This is a genomic window from Paracoccus alkanivorans, from assembly GCF_003697785.1.
In the GTDB taxonomy this organism is placed as follows: domain Bacteria; phylum Pseudomonadota; class Alphaproteobacteria; order Rhodobacterales; family Rhodobacteraceae; genus Paracoccus; species Paracoccus alkanivorans.
This window is the reverse complement of the sequence record NZ_QOKZ01000015.1, coordinates 1-18,914: the sequence shown is the minus strand read 5'-3', so window position 1 is coordinate 18,914 and position 18,914 is coordinate 1. Positions and strand designations below refer to the sequence as shown.

The following is an 18,914-nucleotide window of genomic DNA, read 5'->3' as shown; positions in this document are numbered from 1 at the left end:
GTTCCGTCGGGCGGATGCGTTTCACATCAAATAATCGGTATCGCCGGTTTACGGGGTGATATGGATCGGGGTCCCGTCCTCGACCATGGCATAGATCTCTTCGACCTGCTCATCCGTCACGGCGATGCAGCCCACGGTCCAGTCCCGCTCCTGCCGGGCGAGAACCCGTCCTTCGGGCCCCTGCCCGTGGATGAAGATGTCGCTGCCCACCTGAAGCCCCTTTGCCTGCGCGCGCGCCACGTCCTGCGCATTGGGATAGGAGATCCCCACCGACAGGTGATAGCGGCTGTCGGGATTGCGGCGGTCGATGTAATACAACCCCTCGGGCGTCCTGCCGTCGCCCTCGTATTCCTTCTGCCCGACCGGATAGGTCCCCAGCCCGATGGGATAGACCTTCAGCGCCCTGTTGCCGCTGAAGAGATACATCTGCCGGGCTCCCTTGTTCACCACGACCCGCGTGACCCGGGGACCGGAATAGGATTTGAACTTGCTGGGTCCGCAGGCCGCAAGACCGGACAAAAGCGCGCCTGCAAGAAAGTTTCTGCGTCGAAATGTCATGAAATCAACTTAGTGGCAGATATCCCGGCTGGCAACGCGGCAAATTCCCCGGAACGGCCGCCCCGATGCTCACATTTGCGAGAGATGATCGCGACGGACCACACAAGGGCGAGCGGGCCGTTCAGCCCGCCGCCGTCGAGATCTCGGCAACCCTGTCCTGCTCGCGCTGGCGCAGGTTTTCCTCGCTCTCGGCCATATAGCCGCGGGTCAGCGGCAGCGCCGATACCGACTTGGCAAGCTGGATCTGGTGGACGACCAGCCCCTGATAGCGGAACGCCGTCTCGGAGGCGGCAAGATAGAACTCCCACATCCGTGCGAAACGCTCGTCATACAGTTCGACCGCCCGCTTGCGATTGGCCATGAACCGCTTGCGCCAATGCCTCAGCGTATCGGCATAATGCAGGCGCAGCACCTCTATATCGGTCACCATCAGCCCGTTGCGTTCGATCTGCGGCATCACCTCGGACAGCGAGGGCAGGTAGCCGCCCGGAAAGATATATTTCCGGATCCAGCCATTGGTGACATAGGGCGCCGTCGTCCGGCCGATATAATGCAGCACAGCCACGCCATCGTCCTCCAGCAGGTCCCTGATCTTCGCGAAGAAGGCGCCATAGCTCCGGTTGCCGACATGCTCGAACATGCCCACCGACACGATCCGGTCGAACCGCCCGGTCAGCGCGCGGTAATCGCGCAGCTTGAAATCGACCTGCCCCTGCCGCTTTTCCGCGCGGGCGCGGTCGGTCGAGATCGCAAGCTGCTCTTCCGACAGGGTGATGCCCAGCACCCGCGCGTCGAACATCCGCGCCAGATACAGTGCCAGCCCGCCCCAGCCCGAACCTATATCCAGCACCCGCTGGCCGGGCTTCAGGTGCATCTTGGCCGCCAGATGGCGTTTCTTGGCCAGCTGCGCCTCCTCCAGCCCGTCGCCCGCAGCCTCGAAATAGCCGCAGGAATATTGCCGGTCGCTGTCCAGGAACAGGTCGTAAAGCCGCCGGTCCAAGTCATAGTGATGGGCAACGTTGCGGCGCGCGCGGGCGGGCGAATTGTAATCGCCGATCCGGATGAACAGACGCACCAGCCTGCGGGTCAGGCTTGAAATCCCGCGGGTCTCGTTCACCGTCATATTGGCGAAGATCAGCTCGAGCAGGTCATACATCTCGCCTTCGGCCAGGACCAGCTCGCCATCCATATAGGCCTCGCCAAGCGCGAGATCGGGATAGAGCACAAGCCGCGTCAATGCCTTCCAGCTGGTGATCCGCATGACGATCCGGCGGCCCGAGCCGTCCCCGGCGGAATAAGCTTCGCCAGAGGGCATTTCGACCGTCAGGGAACCCTTGCGGATCGTGTCCGTCAGCAGTTTCTCGAATTTCCTTCGCATGATGCGTCGAAGCAGGGAGTCACGTTTCTTCATATCCAAACGTTCACATTTGCGGCGAGCAACGGTTCGGGTTTGAAACTGCCAATGCTGTCAACCATATGACCCTTGAACCCATGGCAGCAGGAACCGGCCCGGAATTGCCGGGGGGTAGGCGCCCGGATGAGCCACTCGATCGGATCGAGTCCAGTCCGGTGAAATTTTTGCTACAACTAAAGTGGAATGTAAACGCTTCCCTTAAGCAATGGGCGGGCTTCGCCGCGGCCCTTGCAAATCCGCATCACCCCCTGCGGCACACGAATGCATGCAAAAACCGCGCCCCTTCTTCTTCATGCAAATATCCCGGGGAGTCGCGCGGCACGCGCGGCGGGGCAGAGCCCCCTCCCCGCCTCTCAGCCATTGGGCAGGCGCAGGTCGGCGGGGCGGCCCTGTTCCAGCACCAGCCGCATGTTCGGAAGATCGTTGCCCTCCAGCCTGGCCGCCGCCTCCTCCGGATCAAGCCCCGCCCAACGCGCGGCGAGGCGCTGGCGCAGGACCGGCTCGGCCACGTCGATGAAGACGGTAAGGCCGAAACAGCCGCCCAGTTCCCTCCATCCCGGCCGATCGAGCAGAAGATAGTTCCCCTCGACGATGACAAGCCGCACCGAAGCGGGGATCTCCCGCGCTCCGGCCCGGGCGATCTCGATGCCGCGGTCAAAGACCGGCACCACGACCGGGCGCCCGTCATCGGCCGCCAGCCGCTCCAGCATGACCCGCAGGCCATCGATGTCGAATGTATGCGGCGCCCCCTTGCGGGCGCGATGGCCGCGCGCCTCCAGCAGCATGTCGTCGAAATGGTATCCGTCCATCGGCAGAACCGCGGCCCGCCCCGGCGCGCGCGCCTCCAGCCCGGCGGCAAGCGCATCCGCCACATGGCTCTTGCCCGCGCCCGGAGGCCCGGCCAGCGCCACCAGCGCGCGCCGTTCGGACCGCGCCATGCCGGTCAGGCGGTCAAGCAGATCATCCATGGTCGTGTCGGACGTCATCTCTGTTACTCCGGTTTCCATTCGTGCCATAAGCCACGCGATTTGCCGCACAGTCAAATCCGTAGCGCCGGACGGACGGCACAGACGGGTTGCATAAACGCCTGCCGCCGTGAATCGTGACAAGGATAACGAGGAGGATCCCGATGAAACACCACACCCTGTTCGCCGCCGCCCTTGCGGTGCTGTCCTGCGCGGGGCTGGCGCTGCCGGCCATGGCCCAGACACGGCTGACCTATAAATCCGCCAAGACCGGCACTTCCTATTACCAGATGGGGGTCGAACTGGCCGAAGCGGTCAAGACCGCCTCGGACGGCGCATTGGTCATGACGGTCGAGGAAAGCCAGGGCTCGGTCCAGAACGTGATGGAGGTGCGCGCGCGCGGCGCCGATTATATCTTTACCTCCCCGCCCTCGCTGATTGCCTCGGCTCAGGAGGGCACGGGCCCCTTCGAGGGCAAGACCGATCCGAAATTCGCCGAGATACGGGCGCTGTTTCCGATCCCCTCGCTGACCATGCATTTCGTTGTCGGCGGCACCGGGGGCGAAACCGGCATGTCGGTGCTGGAAGGAACCCGCATCCTGCTGGGCAAGGGTACGTTCAGCGCCACCGAGGGGGAAAGATATCTCGAACTGTTCGGGCTGATGGACAAGGTGACCATCGCCGATGCCGAGCTGTCCAATGCCGGCGACGCACTCAAGAACGGCCAGATCGACGCTTTCGTATCGGCCAGTAGCTGGCCCGCGCCGAATATCATCGAGGCCGCCGCCAGCAACGGCGTCCGCATCCTGTCGCTGAGCGAGGAGCAGGTCGAGCAGACCGGGCAGGCACGTGTCGAGATACCCGCCGAGACCTATCCCGGGCAGGCGGAGCCGATCGTCACCACCGGCCTGCCGGTCGTGGCCTTCACCACCACGGCGATGGACGAGCAGACCGCCTATGACCTGACCAGGGATTTCTGGAAAACCCGCGAGAAACTGGCGGAAACCGCCGCCTGGTGGGCGGGTGTGAGCCCCGATCAGGTGGCCGGTATCGGCGAATTGCATCCCGGTGCCGCGCGCTATTACGAAGAGGCCGGTATAGATATCGGCGAGTGAACGGGGACCCGCGTCCCGCGATGGCCGGGGGGCTGCCTGCCCCCCGGCGCCCCCCGGAGGTATTTGCCCAAAGAAGAAGAGGCGCGCGCAACGCCTGAGCGGGTGAAGCACGACACGAGCCGGGAACCGGGTCGGGCACGGTCTGCCGGGTTTTCCGGAGACATGGCGTCCGAATATCCCCGAACGAGAAATTGATCCCCTCCCCTTGCCCATGGTTCCGCCGATGAAAACCGTCCCTGCCCTGACCGAGATACCCTCTGCCGCCGAGACGGCAAGCCCCCCTGCCCGCCCATTGGCGCTGATCGCGGCGGGCTTGCTGGTGTTCTATCATCTCGGGCTGATCTTTTACGGGCTGACCCCGAACCTGGTCGCACGGCCGTTGCATATGGCGCTGATCCTGCCATGGGTGTTCATCTTTACCGAAACCCGCTCGCCGGGGTCGCGGCTCGGCGGGTGGGTGCTGGGCGCGCTTGGAGTAGCGGCGTCTGTCTGGGTGGCCTGGAACGCGGATGCGCTGGCCGACCAATATGGCTTTGTCGAAAGCGGTTTCCAATATGCCACCGGCGCCGTCCTGCTGGTCTCGGTGCTGGAGGCAGCGAGGCGTGCCATCGGCTGGCCCCTGCCGATCGTGGCGGCGCTGTCGCTGGCCTATGCCTTCTGGGGGCATCTGCTGCCCGGAGAGTTCGGTCATGCCCCCCTGCCCCATGCCAGCCTGATGGGCACGCTGACCCTGGCCGAGGGCGGCATCTGGGGCACCCTGACCGGGGTATCGGTGGGCGTCGTCGCCATCTTCGTGATCTTCGGCGCGGTGCTGAACGCGGGTGAGGCCGGACAGGGATTCATGAACCTGTCCGCCGCCGCGGCCGGACGGCTGCGCGGAGGGGCGGCCAAGGTCAGCGTGCTGGCCTCTGCCCTGTTCGGCTCGATTTCGGGTTCCGCCTCGGCCAATGTCGCCTCGACGGGCGCCGTCACCATGCCCGCGATGGTCAGGCTGGGCTATCCGCGCCGCATCGCCGCCGCGGTCGAGGCCGTGGCCTCGTCTGGCGGGCAGATCATGCCACCGCTGATGGGGGCCGGAGCCTTTGTCATGGTCGAGCTGACCGGCGTTCCCTATACCGGCATCGTGCTGGCCGCCACCCTGCCCGCGTTCCTGTATTTCCTTGTCGTCTGGATCGGCATCGACGCCTATGCCCGCCGCTTCGACCTGCGCGGCATTGCCGCCGTGGACCGCCCCGCCCGGCGCGCCGTCATCGTGACCTCGGCCTTTTTCCTCGTCCCCTTCAGCGTGCTGATGGTGGCGATGTTCGGCATGGGTTACACGCCGCAATTCTCGGCCTGCCTGTCGATCATCGCTGCCGCCATCCTGTTGCTGACCGGCGCGGATGGGCGGATCGACCTGCGCCGGGCCGGGACGCGGCTGAGCGATGCCCTGATCTCGGCGGCAAGGCAGGTGGCAATGATCGCGGCCATCATCCTGTGTGCCTCGATCATCATCGGGGTGCTGGCGGTGACCGGTCTTGGGGTCAAGGTCACCTCGCTTATCCTGTCGGTCTCGGGCGGGATGCTGTGGCCCTCGCTGCTGCTGACGGCGCTGGCCTGCCTGGTGCTGGGCATGGAGGTGCCGACCACCGCCGCCTATGTCATCTGTGTCTCGGTCGCGGGCCCTGCCCTGACGCAGCTTGGCCTGTCGCCGCTGCAGGCGCATCTGTTCGTCTTCTGGTTCGCGCTCTTGTCCACGATCACGCCGCCTGTCTGCGGGGCGGTTTTCATCGCGGCAGGCATGATCGGCGAGAACTGGATCAAGGTCGCGCTGACGGCGATGGCACTGGGCGTCGGGCTCTACCTGATCCCGCTGGCGATGATCGCTCAGCCGGCACTGATCGAACTGGCGGCCACACCGGGCGCGGCCCTGCTGGCGGCGGCGCAGATCGGGATCGGCTGCGGCCTGGTCTCTCATGGGCTGATCGGCGAGCGGCGGGGGCTGCGGACGGCATTGTTCGTGTTGGTGGGGCTGGCGGCGCTGTTTGTGAGGCCGGTATTGGGGCTTTGAGCGGGGTTATCGCTCCGCCCCTGCAGGAATCGCATTGAATTATAATGGTTTTTCCCGGCTGAATGGCTGTTTCCGCACGTCTTCAGGGCAAAATTGTTCCATTTTATCAATGCCTTTCGGATCATAGATGCAATCACCTTCCGCCCGTCAGGATATGCACGCAATGCCACGTTCGGGACAAGGGCAAGGCGCGGTCGGTCGGTCGGGGAAAGCAGGCCGGAAGTTGACAGCTGTCAACGCCCCCTGCCCCGCTTTCTCTTTCGCCGCCCGTTCTTTACCCGTCATGTCGCCGCAGTTTGCATCGCGATGGCCTGCTCGAACCATGCAGTTGACAGCTGTCAACTTTGCCTTCTTTCTGCATCCCGGCAAGCTTGTCACGCAGCCAGACGGTTCTCGGCGCGAAGCAATGCCATGACCATGGGCCCGGGAGAAAAACCCGCGCCCTCGGCTTTTCCGGTCAGGCTGCGCAGGTAGCCGCCCGGCCGGAGAATCACGTCGGCGCGTTGCAGAATACAGGCCAGCGTCACTGCGGCGACTTTGGGTCCCATGACCTCTTGTGCTTGCCTCCAGGCATCCGGGCTGATCCCGAGCATTGGGTGAACGAAATTCGCCGTTGCGACCAGATCCCGCCAGCTTTGGATTCCGTCTGGCGCATAGTCCAGAATGTCCGGCGTGGCTTTCAGCACCAGTCCAAGCGGGATTGGCGGGTCTTTCGCGATATGTTCGGATCGCTCGTTCTGCTTTTCTTCGCAAGGTTCAGATTCATGGTTATCTTTATCTGAACTCTGATGGTGCCGCTCATTTTCGCTGTCACTGCCGCTCATTTTTTTTGTTTCCGGCGCGAGGATCGTCTTTACCCGTTCCAGTATTTCGCGCGCCTCGCCGGCCAGTTCCTGCAGCTTGCCGGCATCCAGCTTGCGGCGGAGCGCACGTTGCAGCAAGACGCAGGCATCAGACAGGGCGTCCCAATTCGCTGCAAACTGTTCGCGGCCCCATTGGATCAGCTTGACCGCGTCACGCAGCAGGATCACCGCGTTTTCGCGCAGCCGCCGCCTGGCGAGCTCCGCATGACGGGCCTGTTGCGCGGCCTCGGTGATCTCGGCTGCCCGGGTCAGCAACGGGCGCAGGTCAAAGCCGAAGGCCCGGTCCAGTGCGCCCGACAGGTCGCGGGTGGCGTAACGCTTGCCGTTGGGACTGTCGCGGCGCAGGATCAGCCCGGCGCGCACAAGCGCGGCCAGATGCCGCCGCAGGGTGCTTTCCGCCATTCCATGCGCGCGATCGGACAGGCTGGCATTGGAGGGAAAGACGATCAGCTTGTCGTCGTCATCCAATGTCTTGCCGGGGTGAAAGGACAAGAGTGCCGCCAGAACCGCAAGATCGCGGTCGCTGATGCCGAAATCCGCGCGCGCCGCGGTCAGGTCGTGCAGCACCGCCCATTTGTCGGGAGCGAGATCCGGGGCAGGGGCCTCGGCCAATGCCCGGGTTGCGAGCAGGCCAGCCGTCACCGGCTGCCGCCCGAAGGGCGTCATCGAAATATGCCTCATTTTCATGTCACGGAGGTAAAAACCGCCATTCGCCCGCAAAGACGTTGTTGACAGCTGTCAACTTTTGCCGTTATCTTCGAGGTGCTAGATCGAGAAACGGCCCTTCGGGATGTATGTCCTGGGGGGCTTTTCTTTTGGTCCTACCGTGTCGTGCCTCCTTACTGCTTCATTTGCCTCATCTTCCCGCCCGGCCTTCCTTTTTCTGCCAGTCGCGGTGAAGCTCTTCGATGCGATCGACCAGCCAATCGGCAAAGGCGCGGCCCTCGCCGGATAGTTCGATCACAGTTTTTCCCTTTGTTTTCCGTGCGGTGCCTAGCGATACGCCGTCTTGCCCCTGCAAATCGCGGGGGGCGATCCGGGCGGGCCTGGGCGCGGCGAGCGAGGCCAGCACGGCCACGAAACGCGCGTCGGAATCGGGACCCTTGGCGGCCTCGATCAGCGCATCCGCATCGCGGCCCTTCGCCTTTTCGGCCAGCGCCAGCCAGCGGTCGCGCCCCGCGCCCGGAGCGGCCCCGATGGCGCGGATAACCTCTTCGGGAATGGCGTCGGTGACACTCAGCATCCGCGAGATCACCGTCTTGTCGATCGACAGCGCGTCGCAGATCACCTTGCGCTCATAGCCGACCCGCGTCATCTGCGCGGCGAAATTTGCCTTCTCGATGAAGCTCAGGTCCTTGCGGGCGGTGTTTTCCTGCCCCTGCGCGACGATCAGCTCTCGGTCGTTCAACTGCCGCAGCATCGCCTTGACCGGCATCTGCAATTCGCGCAGCGCGCGGACCCGGCGGCGGCCGAACACCACCTCGTAACGGCCCTCGTAATTCGGGCTGTGGCGCAAAAGGACCGGCACCTGCTGGCCATATTCGGCCATGGACTGCTTCAGCGCCTCGATCCCCTCGGGGTCGTCATCCAGCCGGTCCTTGATCCCGGCATCGTCGATCATGTCCGCTGGCACCTCGATCAGCGCGCGGGATTTCAAATCGGCGATGGAGCGGCTGACGGCGCCGATCGCGCCACGGCTGTAGCGGGGCGGGGCAGGGGAGTCCTCCCTGGCGGCCGAGGCGCCCTCGGTCATCAGCCCTTTCAACAGGTCCTTGCGTGCCATCTTTCCCCCTTCAGCGACCCCATGCCGCCTGTATCAGCCCTTCGATCTCGCCATTGACGGCGTTCAGGCTTTCCATCGCGCGCTCGTAGGTGGCGCGGGTGAATTGTGATTTCTCGATCTCGTAAAGCGTCTGCTTGGTGATCCCGGCGTCGGAAATCGCCGTGGATTTCAGCACCGGATGGTTCAGGACATGCTCTCCGAACATCGATCGCATAAAGCTAACCATTTGATTTTGTGGGCCATCTCCGGGTTCATAGCGGGTGATGACATAGCGCATCCAGTCATAGGTCATGTCGCCCCCTGCCTCGGACACCACCCCCAGGAGGTTCGAGGTCATCAGCAGGAACTGGCACATCGACATGACGTCCAGCATCTGCGGATGCACGGTCACGAGGATCGCGGTGGCGGCGGAGAGGGCGGACATGGTGAGGAATCCAAGCTGTGGCGGGCAGTCGATGACCACGACGTCGTAATCGGCCTCGACCTCGGCCAGCTTGTCGCCGATCCGGGTGAAAAAGATATTGCCCGACCGTTCGATGATGGCGCGCGGCGTCTCGTGCTCGAACTCCATCAGGTCGAGATTCCCGGGGATAAGGTCGAGATTCGTAAAATAGGTCCGCTGGATCACGTTGCGCAACGGCACCGGATCCTCGTAGCGAATCGCATCGTAAAGCGTGCCGCCGTCCAGCAGGTCGAATTCCGGCTGGAACCCGTGCAGCGCCGAAAGGCTGGCCTGCGGGTCAAGATCGATGCCCAGCACCCGATACCCGTCCAGCGCCAGTTTCTGCGCCAGATGGGCGGCGGTGGTGGTCTTGCCCGAGCCGCCCTTGAAATTGATCACCGTGATGACCTGTAAATGGTCGCCCCCGCGCCGTCCGGGCAGATAGGTGCCGGTGGATTTCGCGCCTTTTTCCAATAGCTTGCGCAACTCCTGGATATCGGCCGGGGTATAATAGCGCCGTCCGCCCGCCCGCGTCTCGGGGCTGGGGCCGCGGCCTTCGAGGTCCAGCTTGCGCAGATAGGCATCCTTGACGCCCAGCAGATCGGCCACCTCGCCGCTGGTGAACTTGCGCAATTCGCGCCTTGCATCGGGCGGGAAAAGCTGTGCCCGATGCGCCTGCAGGCGCTCTGACAGCGCGAGTGCATGGTCGCCCACCAGCTTGTCGATGCGAGTCTTTTGCCGCATTCTGCCCCTCGATTCTGCGCGGCTGCCGGTGCGTTTGTTACGCTTTAAGCCGTCTTATTCTGTTTGCTCCGTAAATAAATGCCCCGAAGTCCCGATTCTCGCAAGCATTTTCTGTGTAAAACCCCGATATCTGGTGGTAGATTCCGGGTTGGATACTAGGCGGGTCATTACCCTTTAACGATGTTCAACAGTCTTCCCATTTGTTGAACATGACTGTATTCTACATTCACAGGAATTGTTGAACATGCCCGAGCATCACAGCCAGATCGCCCATGCCGCCTATCACGACCTGCTGCGCGCGCTGCGCGAGGAGGCAGTGTCCGGCCTGCGCGGCACGCCGACAAAGGTGACGCGGAACGGGCGGGTCTATTGGTATGACAGTTTCCGCGTCGGCAACGAGGTGCGCAAGCATTACATCGGCGAGGACAGCGACGCGCTGCGCGTCCTGATCGCCCGCCACCACGAGGCCCGCGCCCCGGCGCAGGAACGCCGCCGCGCCCGTGCCCGGCTGGTCCGGCTGCTCAGGACCGAGGGCTTCCTCGGTCTCGATCCCTCGACCGGCAGCCTGATGGCGGCGCTGGCCGGGGCAGGGGTGTTCCGCTTGGGCGGCACGGTGGTCGGCACCCATGCCTTCCGCCTGTATGAGGGAGAGTTGAACCTGCGCTATGACCTGACGCAGGCGGCGCAGACCGATGATCTGGACATCGCCAGTTTCGAACGCCTGTCGCTGGCGCTCGGCGATGTCACGGCCCCGCCGGTCCAGCAGGTGCTGGGCGATTTCGCCTTCAGTCCGGTTCCCAGTCTCGAACCGGGCCGCACATGGCGATGGCGGCAGACGGCGGGCAATGCGCTGGTCGAATTCCTGACCCCCGCATTCGGCGAGGAGGGGTTGCGCGATCTGCCCGCGCTTGGCGTTCAGGCGCAGGCGCTGAATCATCTGAACTACCTGATCGCCGGGCCGATCCCCGCCGCCATTCCCTATCGCAGCGGCGTGCTGGTCCAGATCCCCCGGCCGGAACGCTATGCCGTCCACAAGCTGATCGTGGCCGAACGCCGCCGCGACACCGACCGCATCAAGGCGCAGAAGGACCGCGCGCAGGCCGCCTTCCTGATCGAGGCGCTGGCCGCGGACCGCCCCGAGGACCTGCTCGACGCGCTGGAGGATGCCCGCGACCGCGGCCCGAAATGGCGTGACCGCATCACGGCCAGCCTTGCACGCATGCCCGAGACGGCGGAACTTTTGCAGGCGCTCTGACACCTGCCGCTCCTTTCTTCTTCATGCAAATATCCCCGGGGGTCGCCGGCCGGTCACGCCACTGGTTCGAGAGACCTGCCGGCGTCGGGCATGTAGCCCCCGGCCATCGCGGGACGCATCCTCCATTTCCCGGCAGATCCGCCGGTTTAACCTCGCCCGCTCACAACCCGGCGGCCTTGGTGAGGTTGACCCGGAAGCGGTCGCGGCGGCGCTGGTAGCGGCGGGTCATCTCGGCCGAGGCATGGCCCAGTTGCTTCTGGACGTAACGCTCGTCGATCTCGGCCGAGGAGGCGAGGCCGGCGCGCAGCGAATGGCCGGAGAAAAGCTTCAGTCGCTCGGCGTCCGGCAGATCGGGGCGGAGCCCGGCATCGCGCACGCTGCGCTTGATCAGCCGCGCCACATGGCGGTCGTTGAGGCGGCGGGGCAGGGCGGTCCCGCCATCGCGGGAGACGGCAGTAAAGACCGGCCCGGCCTGGATCTTCGCGAAATACAGCCATTGCTCCAGCGCGTGGACCGGGCAGGTCCGGTCCGCCGATCCGCGGCCGATCTCCACCTCGCGCCAGCCGGTCTTGGCGTTGAGCGTCAGCAAGGCGCCATCCTCGAACAGCTCGATCCAGCCACCCGAGTCCGGGGTATCGTCCCTGTGAAGATCGAGGCCCACGATCTCGGAGCGCCTGAGCCCGCCCGCATATCCCAGCAGCAGCATCGCCCGGTCGCGCAACCCGCGCAGGTCATGGGGCAGGGTGGCGATCATGGCACGGATGTCCTCGGGTCCGACGGGGTCCTTCTGCACCGGTGGCCGGGCATGTTTGCGGCGGATCCCGGCCAGCACGCTGGCGATATGGCGGTCGCTCCGCTGCAGCACAAAGCCGCGTTGGGTGTAATTCCAGCTGAGGCCCGAGAGGCGCCGTTCGATCGTCGCCACCGACAGGGCAGGGGTGCCATCCACCGGCGCGGCCAGATCGGCGAGATAGAGGCCGATCAGTTCGGGCGCGGGCGGCAGGGGGGCCGTGCCCCGCCGCCGGCACCAGCGGGTGAAATCCGCCCAGTCCCGCGCATAGGCTTTCAGCGTGTTCTCCGAAGCGGCGTGGCGCGCATAGGTCCGGGCCGTCTCGACCAGCCGGTCGAGTGTGCCGGAGCCGGCAATATGCGCGGGCAGGGCGATGTCATCGCCCTGGAGGCGATCTCTCTCGCCGCGCAGAGGCTGATCCAACGCACCGGAGGGCGCTGAGCGCGATTTCTCGCGTCCTGAGGGCATTTTTCCCGCGAAACTCCATCAAACCCGGGGCTGTGCCCCGGCATATCATTATATGTCCGATAATGGAAGATTATCGGACATGACTGAGAACTGCAAGGCCCGGCGCATTTGAGCAAATTATCTTTCCTAAAGCGCCGTCATGTGATAGGCATCCGGCATGGATATGAGCAATGATGCCGGTTCCGAAGATGGGCTCGCCGGGGCGTTCCGCTTCGATCTGCCGCCCGGCTGGATCCGCGCCGAGACTGCGCAAGACCCTGATCAGGCACGGTTTCTGGCCGGAGCGGCGCTGGCCGCCCTGCATCCGGTGGGGATGGGACGGACATCGGTGCCGATGGCCCTGCTATGCGACCGGATGGCGCTGCTGGCCGCCGAGGCCAGTCTGCGGCTGACGGGAAAACCCGCCGGGCTGGCGGCGCTGCGCGATGCCGTGCATCTGATCCGCCCCGGTGAGCATCCGGATCCGGCCGGCAACGTGGCTCAGGCCTGGCGACAGGCGGCGCGGCAACGCCTGGAGCCCGGGGCAGGGGAGGCTGCGCCGCTGGCGGCCGCGGCGACGGCCTATGAAGACAGCCGGGCCGATCATCCCGGCGATCTGCCGGGCGCCCTGATGGCGGCGGAGGCGGCGCTGGCCGGGGCCCTGGGCTGGCCGTTTCTGCTGCCGGTGCTCACAGCGGGATTTTCGCGGCGCGACCTGGCGCCTCGCGGCCCGGATCTGGAACTGGCCTGCGCGCGGGCATTGGTGGCATCGGCGCCGCGGGCGCAGCGCCTGGCGGGCGATCTGGCTCGCCGCGCGGCAAGGCTGCGTGCCGTGGCGCCGAAGCTGCGGGCCAAGGCGGCGCCGGCGGCGGTGGATTTGCTGCTCAGGGTCGATGCGCTGACCCCGGCGCTGGCACTCAGCCCGGTGGTGCAGGGGACGGCGGCGCGCATGTCGGACCGGGCGGCGCGGCGCTTCTGCGACCGGCTGGTGCAACTGGGCGTGCTGCGCGAGTTCAGCGGCCGCGCCGCGTTCCGGATCTACGGGTTGTGACCATGGCGGCGGGACAGGAGCAGGCAGGACCCGCGGAGGGGGCTCTGGATCGCGAACTGGCCGATCTGCCGGTCGAACTGCGCTGGCGCGAATGGCTGCGGCGCATCGAGGCGGTGCTGTTCGCCTCGGCCGAGCCGGTGTCGCGCGACATGCTGGCGCGGGTCGTGGGGCAGGGGGCCGAAATCGATCTGCTGATCGCCGATCTGCGGGCCGAACTGGCCGACCGGCCCTATGACCTGCTCCGGGTCGGCAATGGCTGGGCGCTGCGCACCCGCCCGGCCTATGCCGGTGCGATCCGCGCCGCCGCCGCGCCCGATCCCGGCCCGGTGCCGCTGCGGCAGGGGGAATTGGCGCTGCTGGCCGCCATTGCCTGGCACCAGCCGATCACAAGGGCCGGGCTGGCGGCACTGTTCGGCGGCAAGGTCAGCCGCGATGCGCTGGCGCATCTGCGCGCCCGCGAGCTGATCGCACCCGGCCCGCGCAGCCCGGAACCGGGGGCGCCGCAGACATTCGTGACCACCGAGGGTTTTCTCGATCTGTTCGGGTTGGAGGGGCTGCAGGACCTACCGGATCTGCCCGCCGCCGCAAGCGATCCCGCTCCCGACACCGGCATCCACTGGCCACTGGGTGAGGAGGAGGCGTGACGGCGTGGCGTTCGGGATGCCTATAGGTGCCATATACTATTGAATTTCCAATGGGGGTGCGATCAACCACCGAAGCCTTTTCACAAATACCTAGCATAATCATACAATGGCCAGCAGAGTTGTCACTGTACCCTAATTAATCAGAATTCGGCTTGAAATTGTCCTGCAAAACCAACGAGGGTTTGTACCCTTAATTTTCGCATTGTACTGTTAATTGCAATACTGTACCCTTTATTGTCGTACGGTCGGATTTGTGGATAAGTGTCGACCAAATGGGGCAGGGGATTGGCGTGGTCAGCGAGTGTCTTGCGAAACATCGTGCGGCGGTTCTCCGTCCGATCCTGGAACTTGAGAAGAAGGGTGAGCCAATCAGCGCGGCTATTGGCGATGCTGCCTGGGAACTGGGTTTGGCGAAAAGCCACACCTGGTCGCTTTACCGGCGGTTGAGAGAGAACGATGCGCGTGCTGCGGCGCTGGAGCTGGGCCGTCGGGGGCCGAAACCGGGATCGAAGCGGATCGCTCAGGATGTCGAAGTTCTTATCGACGCCACACTGCGGCGCTACTATCTGGTCCGCGAGCGGTCGAGTTTTCTTCGCATCTGGCGCGAGATCCGCGCGGAATGCGAAGCGAAAGGATTCCAGCCCCCGACCCGGAGGACGGTGAAAGCCCGGCTTGATGCTATGGATCAGCGACAGGTTTTCAGGAAACGGCGTGGAGCGCAGGAATCTGACAAGGTCTTTGCCGCGCGTCCCGGCCGTCTTGAGGTTTCAGCCCCGCTGGAGGTCGTTCAGATCGATCACACAACTTCGGACATCACGTTGGTAGATCACGTCAATCGACGGCCACTTGCGCGACCCTATCTGACGGTTGCCATCGACGTCGCGACCCGGATCGTTCTCGGGGTTTATGTCACGTTCGACGCGCCGTCTGTCTTGTCGATCGCACTGTGTCTCGATCACTGCGTGCGCCGGAAATCGGTACACATTCAGGGGACACTGGAAGAGGTGGTTTGGCCGACGGCCGGTATCCCGAAGGCGATCCACGTAGATAATGCGCAGGAGTTCCACAGCGACGCCTTCAGAACGGCCTGCGAAGATTGGGGTATTGCTGTCCAGTATCGCCCGTTTGGCGGCAAACACTATGGTGGCCATGTCGAGCGTTTGATCGGAACGGCCATGGGGGCTGTTCATGTGCTGCCCGGGACCACCCAGTCCTCAATCGTCGAGAAGGGCGATTATGACAGTGAGAAGCACGCGGCCCTGACCCTGGCCGAGTTCGAGGACTGGCTTCATCTGGAAATATGCCGCTACCACAATACGGTTCACGAAGCCCTCGGACGAACGCCGCTAGCGGCCTGGGTTGACTTGGACGGGGATAGTGCCGGTCGACAGGTTGTCGACGTCGAGGCCTTCCGGATAAGCTTCTTACCCTTTGAGTGGCGCCGGCTCGGGCGCACCGGGATCACGCTCTTCGGGGTGCACTACTGGAGCGATGTCTTTGCGTCGCTGATCGGACGTGGGCAGGGCAAGGTACAGGTGAAATACGATCCGCGGGACTTGTCGCAGGTCTGGGTCATCGTCGACGATGGTCGCGTGATCCCGGCGCGGTACCGGGATCTCAGCCACCCGCGGATATCGCTCTGGGAAAGTCGGCGGGCGCGGAAGGAATGGCTGGATAAGCATGGTGGCCGGATCAACGAGCGCGCCCTGTTCCAATTGATTGACGCGCAACGACGGCTGGCAGAGGCGGCGCGCCAAAAGACCAGGATTGCCCGGTTGGAAAACGAACGGACCGCTCGGATTCCCCGGCACCAACCGCACCGAGATCCGTCGCGCGAAATGTTCGCGATCGACACGGGCAACCCTGATCTCCCAACCTATCCGATTGATGATTTTGATGACCCCAGAAGAAAGAATTGACCGCATCCGCGGTGATCACTGGATCGCGTTCGACCGTGCCACGATCGTTCTCAACCGATTGACGTCCCTGATGGAAATGCCGCAACAAAGCCGGATGCCTGGCCTGATGGTCTATGGAAGTTCCGGCATCGGCAAGACGATGATCGCCAAGCGCATGGCGAGCAAATACCCGACACAGTACAACGCTGAACTGGGCGCTACGAAGACCCCCATCCTGCTGGTTCAGGCACCGCCTGCGCCGGACGAGCGACGGTTCTATCAGCACATTCTGGCGACGATCGGAGCACCGATGTGGGGCCGGCATACCGTGTCCGAACTCGAGGTACGTGCACTCAGTCATCTTCGGGACATGGACCTGAGGATGTTGATGATTGACGAGGTGCACAATCTGCTTGCGGGCAGCTACCGGGAGCAACGTCGTTTCCTGAACATGCTCCGGTTCCTCGCGAATGATCTGTGCGCTTCGCTTGTCGTCTTTGGCGTCAATGAGGCCCTCGAAGCGGTTCGGGGAGACGACCAGTTGGCCCGACGGCTGGACGAACATTATCTGCCGCTCTGGGAGGATGACGTGGAGTTCTCCCGCCTCATCCAGACTCTGATCGCGGCGATGGCGTTAGAGCAACGCTCGGGCTTGACGGTGGGGTCGCTTCGAGCGATCCTGAAAGTGACCGGTGGTATCACCTCGCGTGTGTTCATCATGATCAAGTCCCTGGCCATCGATGCGATCGAAACCGGTGAGGAACGGATCACCGACGAGGCGGTTCAGGCCTGGCAACCGGTATGGACGAAGCACGCCTGGAGCATTCCTCGCCAATCCGTCACCGCGTTCGGGTGACCCTCAAGCCATTGCCCTGTCGGCCGTCGCCGGAACGCGATGAGCTTCTGTCCAGTTGGATCGGGAGGTTGGCGAAGGCCAATCATTGCTCCGCTGAAGAGCTTTGCGGCTATCTGGGTTTGGGGCAGGGCAGGGTGCCGGAGTTTGCGAGCGACCTGCGGGTAGTGAATTGGGTGCAGCTCTGTGCCGCGCTTCAGTGGAGCCCGGATGAGGTCGCCGCCATGACTCTTCCGGATGCGGTGCATTATGCCGTGCGATACATGTCGCTGCATGACTTCCAGTATTGTCCAGGGTGCGTTGAGCAAACACCCGGCATTGTTCTTCGCCATTGGCGCTTCGCGTGGTCGCTGATCTGCGAAACCTGTGGTCGAACTCTCGCGGCGAGGCGTCGATCCGAAGCGGTATCGGACCGGCTTCTTGCGCGCGGTGCTCGCGGCGCGAAGATCCTGAAAACGGCTGTGGCGAGCAACGATCTCAAGCGGTTGCGCCGGATGGATTTGACCCTGTATGTCGTATCGATGCTGGGCGTCGGTCACTCAGCGTCCGCCATCTCCGCGAATGAGCGCGAAAGGTTGATAGCGCTTGCCGCAGTCGGTATCGGCATGACCCGCCCCTTGTTGGGTGTCGCCCTCATTCTGCGAGGAAACGACCGGGTGGTTAGGGAGTTGCGCCGGGTCTTTCCCCGGCATCGTAAGGTGATTGAGCGGGTACGAGGATTGTCGCAGGACCTCGACCGGCGGCTTCCGGGACGGCGCGAAGCAGAGCATACGCCCAAGAAGGAAACATATGAAGCGAGCCGCCCAGGTGGATCCGAGAGTGCTCTGAAGGCCGCTCGTCAGGCCATTTCCGAGCTCGGACCCGACGCAAATCGTCAAGCGCTTCTGGTGCGAGCCGACGCTATCTGGAGGCGCTCAAGCGGTGTCAAATCCTGAAGCATGGGCCCTGTGGACATATTGCAATTAAGGGTACAAAAGTGCCCCAAAATGCTCTGAATCCGCAGATTCTGATTAATTAGGGTACAGTGACAGACGGGTTGGCTCCATACGATCAGCCTTTCCGCGTTTGTGGGCGTTCTTGCAGAACTCTGGCTGTGGAGGATTCACTTCGCGAAACCATAGCGTTAGACGCGCTGCATGAGCAAACCATCTTCCGCCCGCTATCGCACGACGAACCGGTCTAGCTACAACGCATCGCTGCGGAAGCGGGGGCTCTCCTGATCTGGGTCGACAAGGACATGACCTGGCTCGCGCCGCGTGACGGGAAGCCCGGACCGCCAGCGGTGTTTTCCGATGCGGTCATACAGTTCTGCCTCTCGATCAAGGTGCTCTTCAAGCTCCCTCTGCGCCAGACCGCCGGGATGGTGGCGGGTCTGCTGAAGTTGGCGGGGCTGAACCGGCCCGTGCCGGACTTCTCGACGCTGTGCCGCAGTCCCGATCATCCCGATCCGAAAGAACGGGCGAGCGTGGAAAGAAGACTGCCCTGCGGCACGCGCCAGAAACGAGACCCTGCGCGCCACACGGCATTACGGCCGAGCGTTCCGGAAGCGATGGACCGGATACCACGCCCGCAGCCGGACCGAGGCGAGGATGCGCTGCCTCAAGGCCTTCGGCGAACGCATCATGGCGAGAGACCCGGACCGCCAGGCCGCCGAAATCCACATCCGCGCCGCACTCATCAACCGCTTCAACGCCCCCGGCACCGCCGACATCGTCCGCGTGGCATGACCTCAGTGGGGCAAGGGGAACTCACGCCAGGGTAATGCAACAATGCCGGTGTGAAGCAACAAGGCATCGTTCGATCTCCGAGCCTAAAGGGCGGCATTCCAATCTGGACATTTTGGCAAATCGATTCCAAGCTGGCCCGGGTTACCGATGCGTCGTAATTGCAGGAGTCCCACGCTATGGATGGTGCATTCAAGCAGATTGAGCGTCTCGGCCGGCTGACGACGGAACTGGGCGAGGATGTGCTTGTCCTGTTGCGTTTCGACGGCACGGACTACCTGAATGAATTGTTCGAATACCGGGTGGAGGCTCTTGCCG

At 63.9% G+C, this 18,914-nt stretch carries 15 protein-coding genes, 1 pseudogene and 1 other annotated feature; of the genes and pseudogenes, 9 read left to right on the top strand and 7 right to left on the bottom strand.

All coding sequences use genetic code 11. The features are described from left to right. Window positions 1-48: 48 nt before the first annotated feature. The 3 genes from C9E81_RS21290 to C9E81_RS21280 all read right to left on the bottom strand — a co-directional run bounded on the left by C9E81_RS21290 (window position 49) and on the right by C9E81_RS21280 (window position 2,958). The gene (locus tag C9E81_RS21290) at window positions 49-558 is read right to left on the bottom strand and encodes a L,D-transpeptidase family protein (protein ID WP_122114379.1); all 510 of its coding nucleotides are present in this window, start codon (window positions 556-558) and stop codon (window positions 49-51) included. Window positions 559-679: 121 nt separating this feature from the next. After that, window positions 680-1,936 (bottom strand): cyclopropane fatty acid synthase, encoded by a 1,257-nt coding sequence (locus C9E81_RS21285; protein WP_122114378.1) that lies wholly within the window; start codon window positions 1,934-1,936, stop codon window positions 680-682. 134 nt (window positions 1,937-2,070) lie between these two features. Next, window positions 2,071-2,124, bottom strand: a sequence feature (sul1 is cis-regulatory element that is thought to sense ions involved in sulfur or methionine metabolism; They are found in Alphaproteobacteria). A 201-nt stretch (window positions 2,125-2,325) separates the two neighbouring features. Beyond that, complete coding sequence (locus C9E81_RS21280) at window positions 2,326-2,958, bottom strand: nucleoside/nucleotide kinase family protein (RefSeq protein WP_122114377.1); 633 nt, start codon at window positions 2,956-2,958, stop codon at window positions 2,326-2,328. 143 nt (window positions 2,959-3,101) lie between these two features. On the opposite strand from C9E81_RS21280, the gene C9E81_RS21275 reads away from it, so the two are divergent. Then, window positions 3,102-4,052, top strand: a complete 951-nt coding sequence (locus C9E81_RS21275) for a TAXI family TRAP transporter solute-binding subunit (protein ID WP_122114376.1) — start codon at window positions 3,102-3,104, stop codon at window positions 4,050-4,052. Window positions 4,053-4,275: 223 nt separating this feature from the next. Further along, the gene (locus tag C9E81_RS21270) at window positions 4,276-6,102 is read left to right on the top strand and encodes a TRAP transporter permease (protein ID WP_122114403.1); all 1,827 of its coding nucleotides are present in this window, start codon (window positions 4,276-4,278) and stop codon (window positions 6,100-6,102) included. 374 nt (window positions 6,103-6,476) lie between these two features. On the opposite strand, the gene repC is transcribed toward C9E81_RS21270, so the two are convergent. The 3 genes from repC to repA all read right to left on the bottom strand — a co-directional run bounded on the left by repC (window position 6,477) and on the right by repA (window position 9,934). Further along, entirely contained in the window at window positions 6,477-7,646 is a 1,170-nt protein-coding gene (gene repC / locus C9E81_RS21265) for a plasmid replication protein RepC (protein ID WP_243698760.1), read from the bottom strand. A gap of 175 nt (window positions 7,647-7,821) precedes the next feature. After that, on the bottom strand, window positions 7,822-8,748 hold the full coding sequence (repB, locus tag C9E81_RS21260; RefSeq protein ID WP_122114374.1) for a plasmid partitioning protein RepB: 927 nt from the start codon (window positions 8,746-8,748) through the stop codon (window positions 7,822-7,824). Between the two features lie 10 nt (window positions 8,749-8,758). Next, a complete protein-coding gene (repA, locus tag C9E81_RS21255; protein ID WP_122114373.1) occupies window positions 8,759-9,934 on the bottom strand; it encodes a plasmid partitioning protein RepA in 1,176 nt (391 codons plus the stop codon). 244 nt (window positions 9,935-10,178) lie between these two features. Here repA and C9E81_RS21250 point away from each other — a divergent pair, with 244 nt between their 5' ends. After that, window positions 10,179-11,189, top strand: a complete 1,011-nt coding sequence (locus tag C9E81_RS21250; RefSeq protein WP_122114372.1) for a nucleotidyltransferase family protein — start codon at window positions 10,179-10,181, stop codon at window positions 11,187-11,189. Between the two features lie 160 nt (window positions 11,190-11,349). On the opposite strand, the gene C9E81_RS21245 is transcribed toward C9E81_RS21250, so the two are convergent. Further along, window positions 11,350-12,447 carry a tyrosine-type recombinase/integrase gene (locus C9E81_RS21245; protein WP_122114371.1) on the bottom strand — a complete coding sequence of 366 codons (1,098 nt, stop codon included), beginning with the start codon at window positions 12,445-12,447 and terminating at the stop codon, window positions 11,350-11,352. 157 nt (window positions 12,448-12,604) lie between these two features. On the opposite strand from C9E81_RS21245, the gene C9E81_RS21240 reads away from it, so the two are divergent. The 6 genes and pseudogenes from C9E81_RS21240 to C9E81_RS21215 all read left to right on the top strand — a co-directional run bounded on the left by C9E81_RS21240 (window position 12,605) and on the right by C9E81_RS21215 (window position 18,599). After that, complete coding sequence (locus tag C9E81_RS21240) at window positions 12,605-13,477, top strand: DUF1403 family protein (RefSeq protein WP_243698759.1); 873 nt, start codon at window positions 12,605-12,607, stop codon at window positions 13,475-13,477. Window positions 13,478-13,479: 2 nt separating this feature from the next. Beyond that, on the top strand, window positions 13,480-14,121 hold the full coding sequence (scpB, locus tag C9E81_RS21235; RefSeq protein WP_122114369.1) for an SMC-Scp complex subunit ScpB: 642 nt from the start codon (window positions 13,480-13,482) through the stop codon (window positions 14,119-14,121). A 272-nt stretch (window positions 14,122-14,393) separates the two neighbouring features. Continuing rightward, window positions 14,394-16,040: a Mu transposase C-terminal domain-containing protein gene (locus C9E81_RS21230; RefSeq protein WP_122114368.1), complete on the top strand. Its 1,647-nt coding sequence runs from the start codon at window positions 14,394-14,396 to the stop codon at window positions 16,038-16,040. After that, window positions 16,018-16,875, top strand: a complete 858-nt coding sequence (locus C9E81_RS21225) for a TniB family NTP-binding protein (RefSeq protein WP_243698758.1) — start codon at window positions 16,018-16,020, stop codon at window positions 16,873-16,875. Before C9E81_RS21230 ends, C9E81_RS21225 begins: the two co-directional genes overlap by 23 nt. Further along, complete coding sequence (locus tag C9E81_RS21220) at window positions 16,821-17,807, top strand: TniQ family protein (protein WP_122114366.1); 987 nt, start codon at window positions 16,821-16,823, stop codon at window positions 17,805-17,807. The genes C9E81_RS21225 and C9E81_RS21220 overlap by 55 nt, the downstream gene beginning before the upstream one ends. A gap of 201 nt (window positions 17,808-18,008) precedes the next feature. Continuing rightward, a pseudogene (locus C9E81_RS21215) lies at window positions 18,009-18,599 on the top strand (transposase). Window positions 18,600-18,914 lie beyond the last annotated feature (315 nt).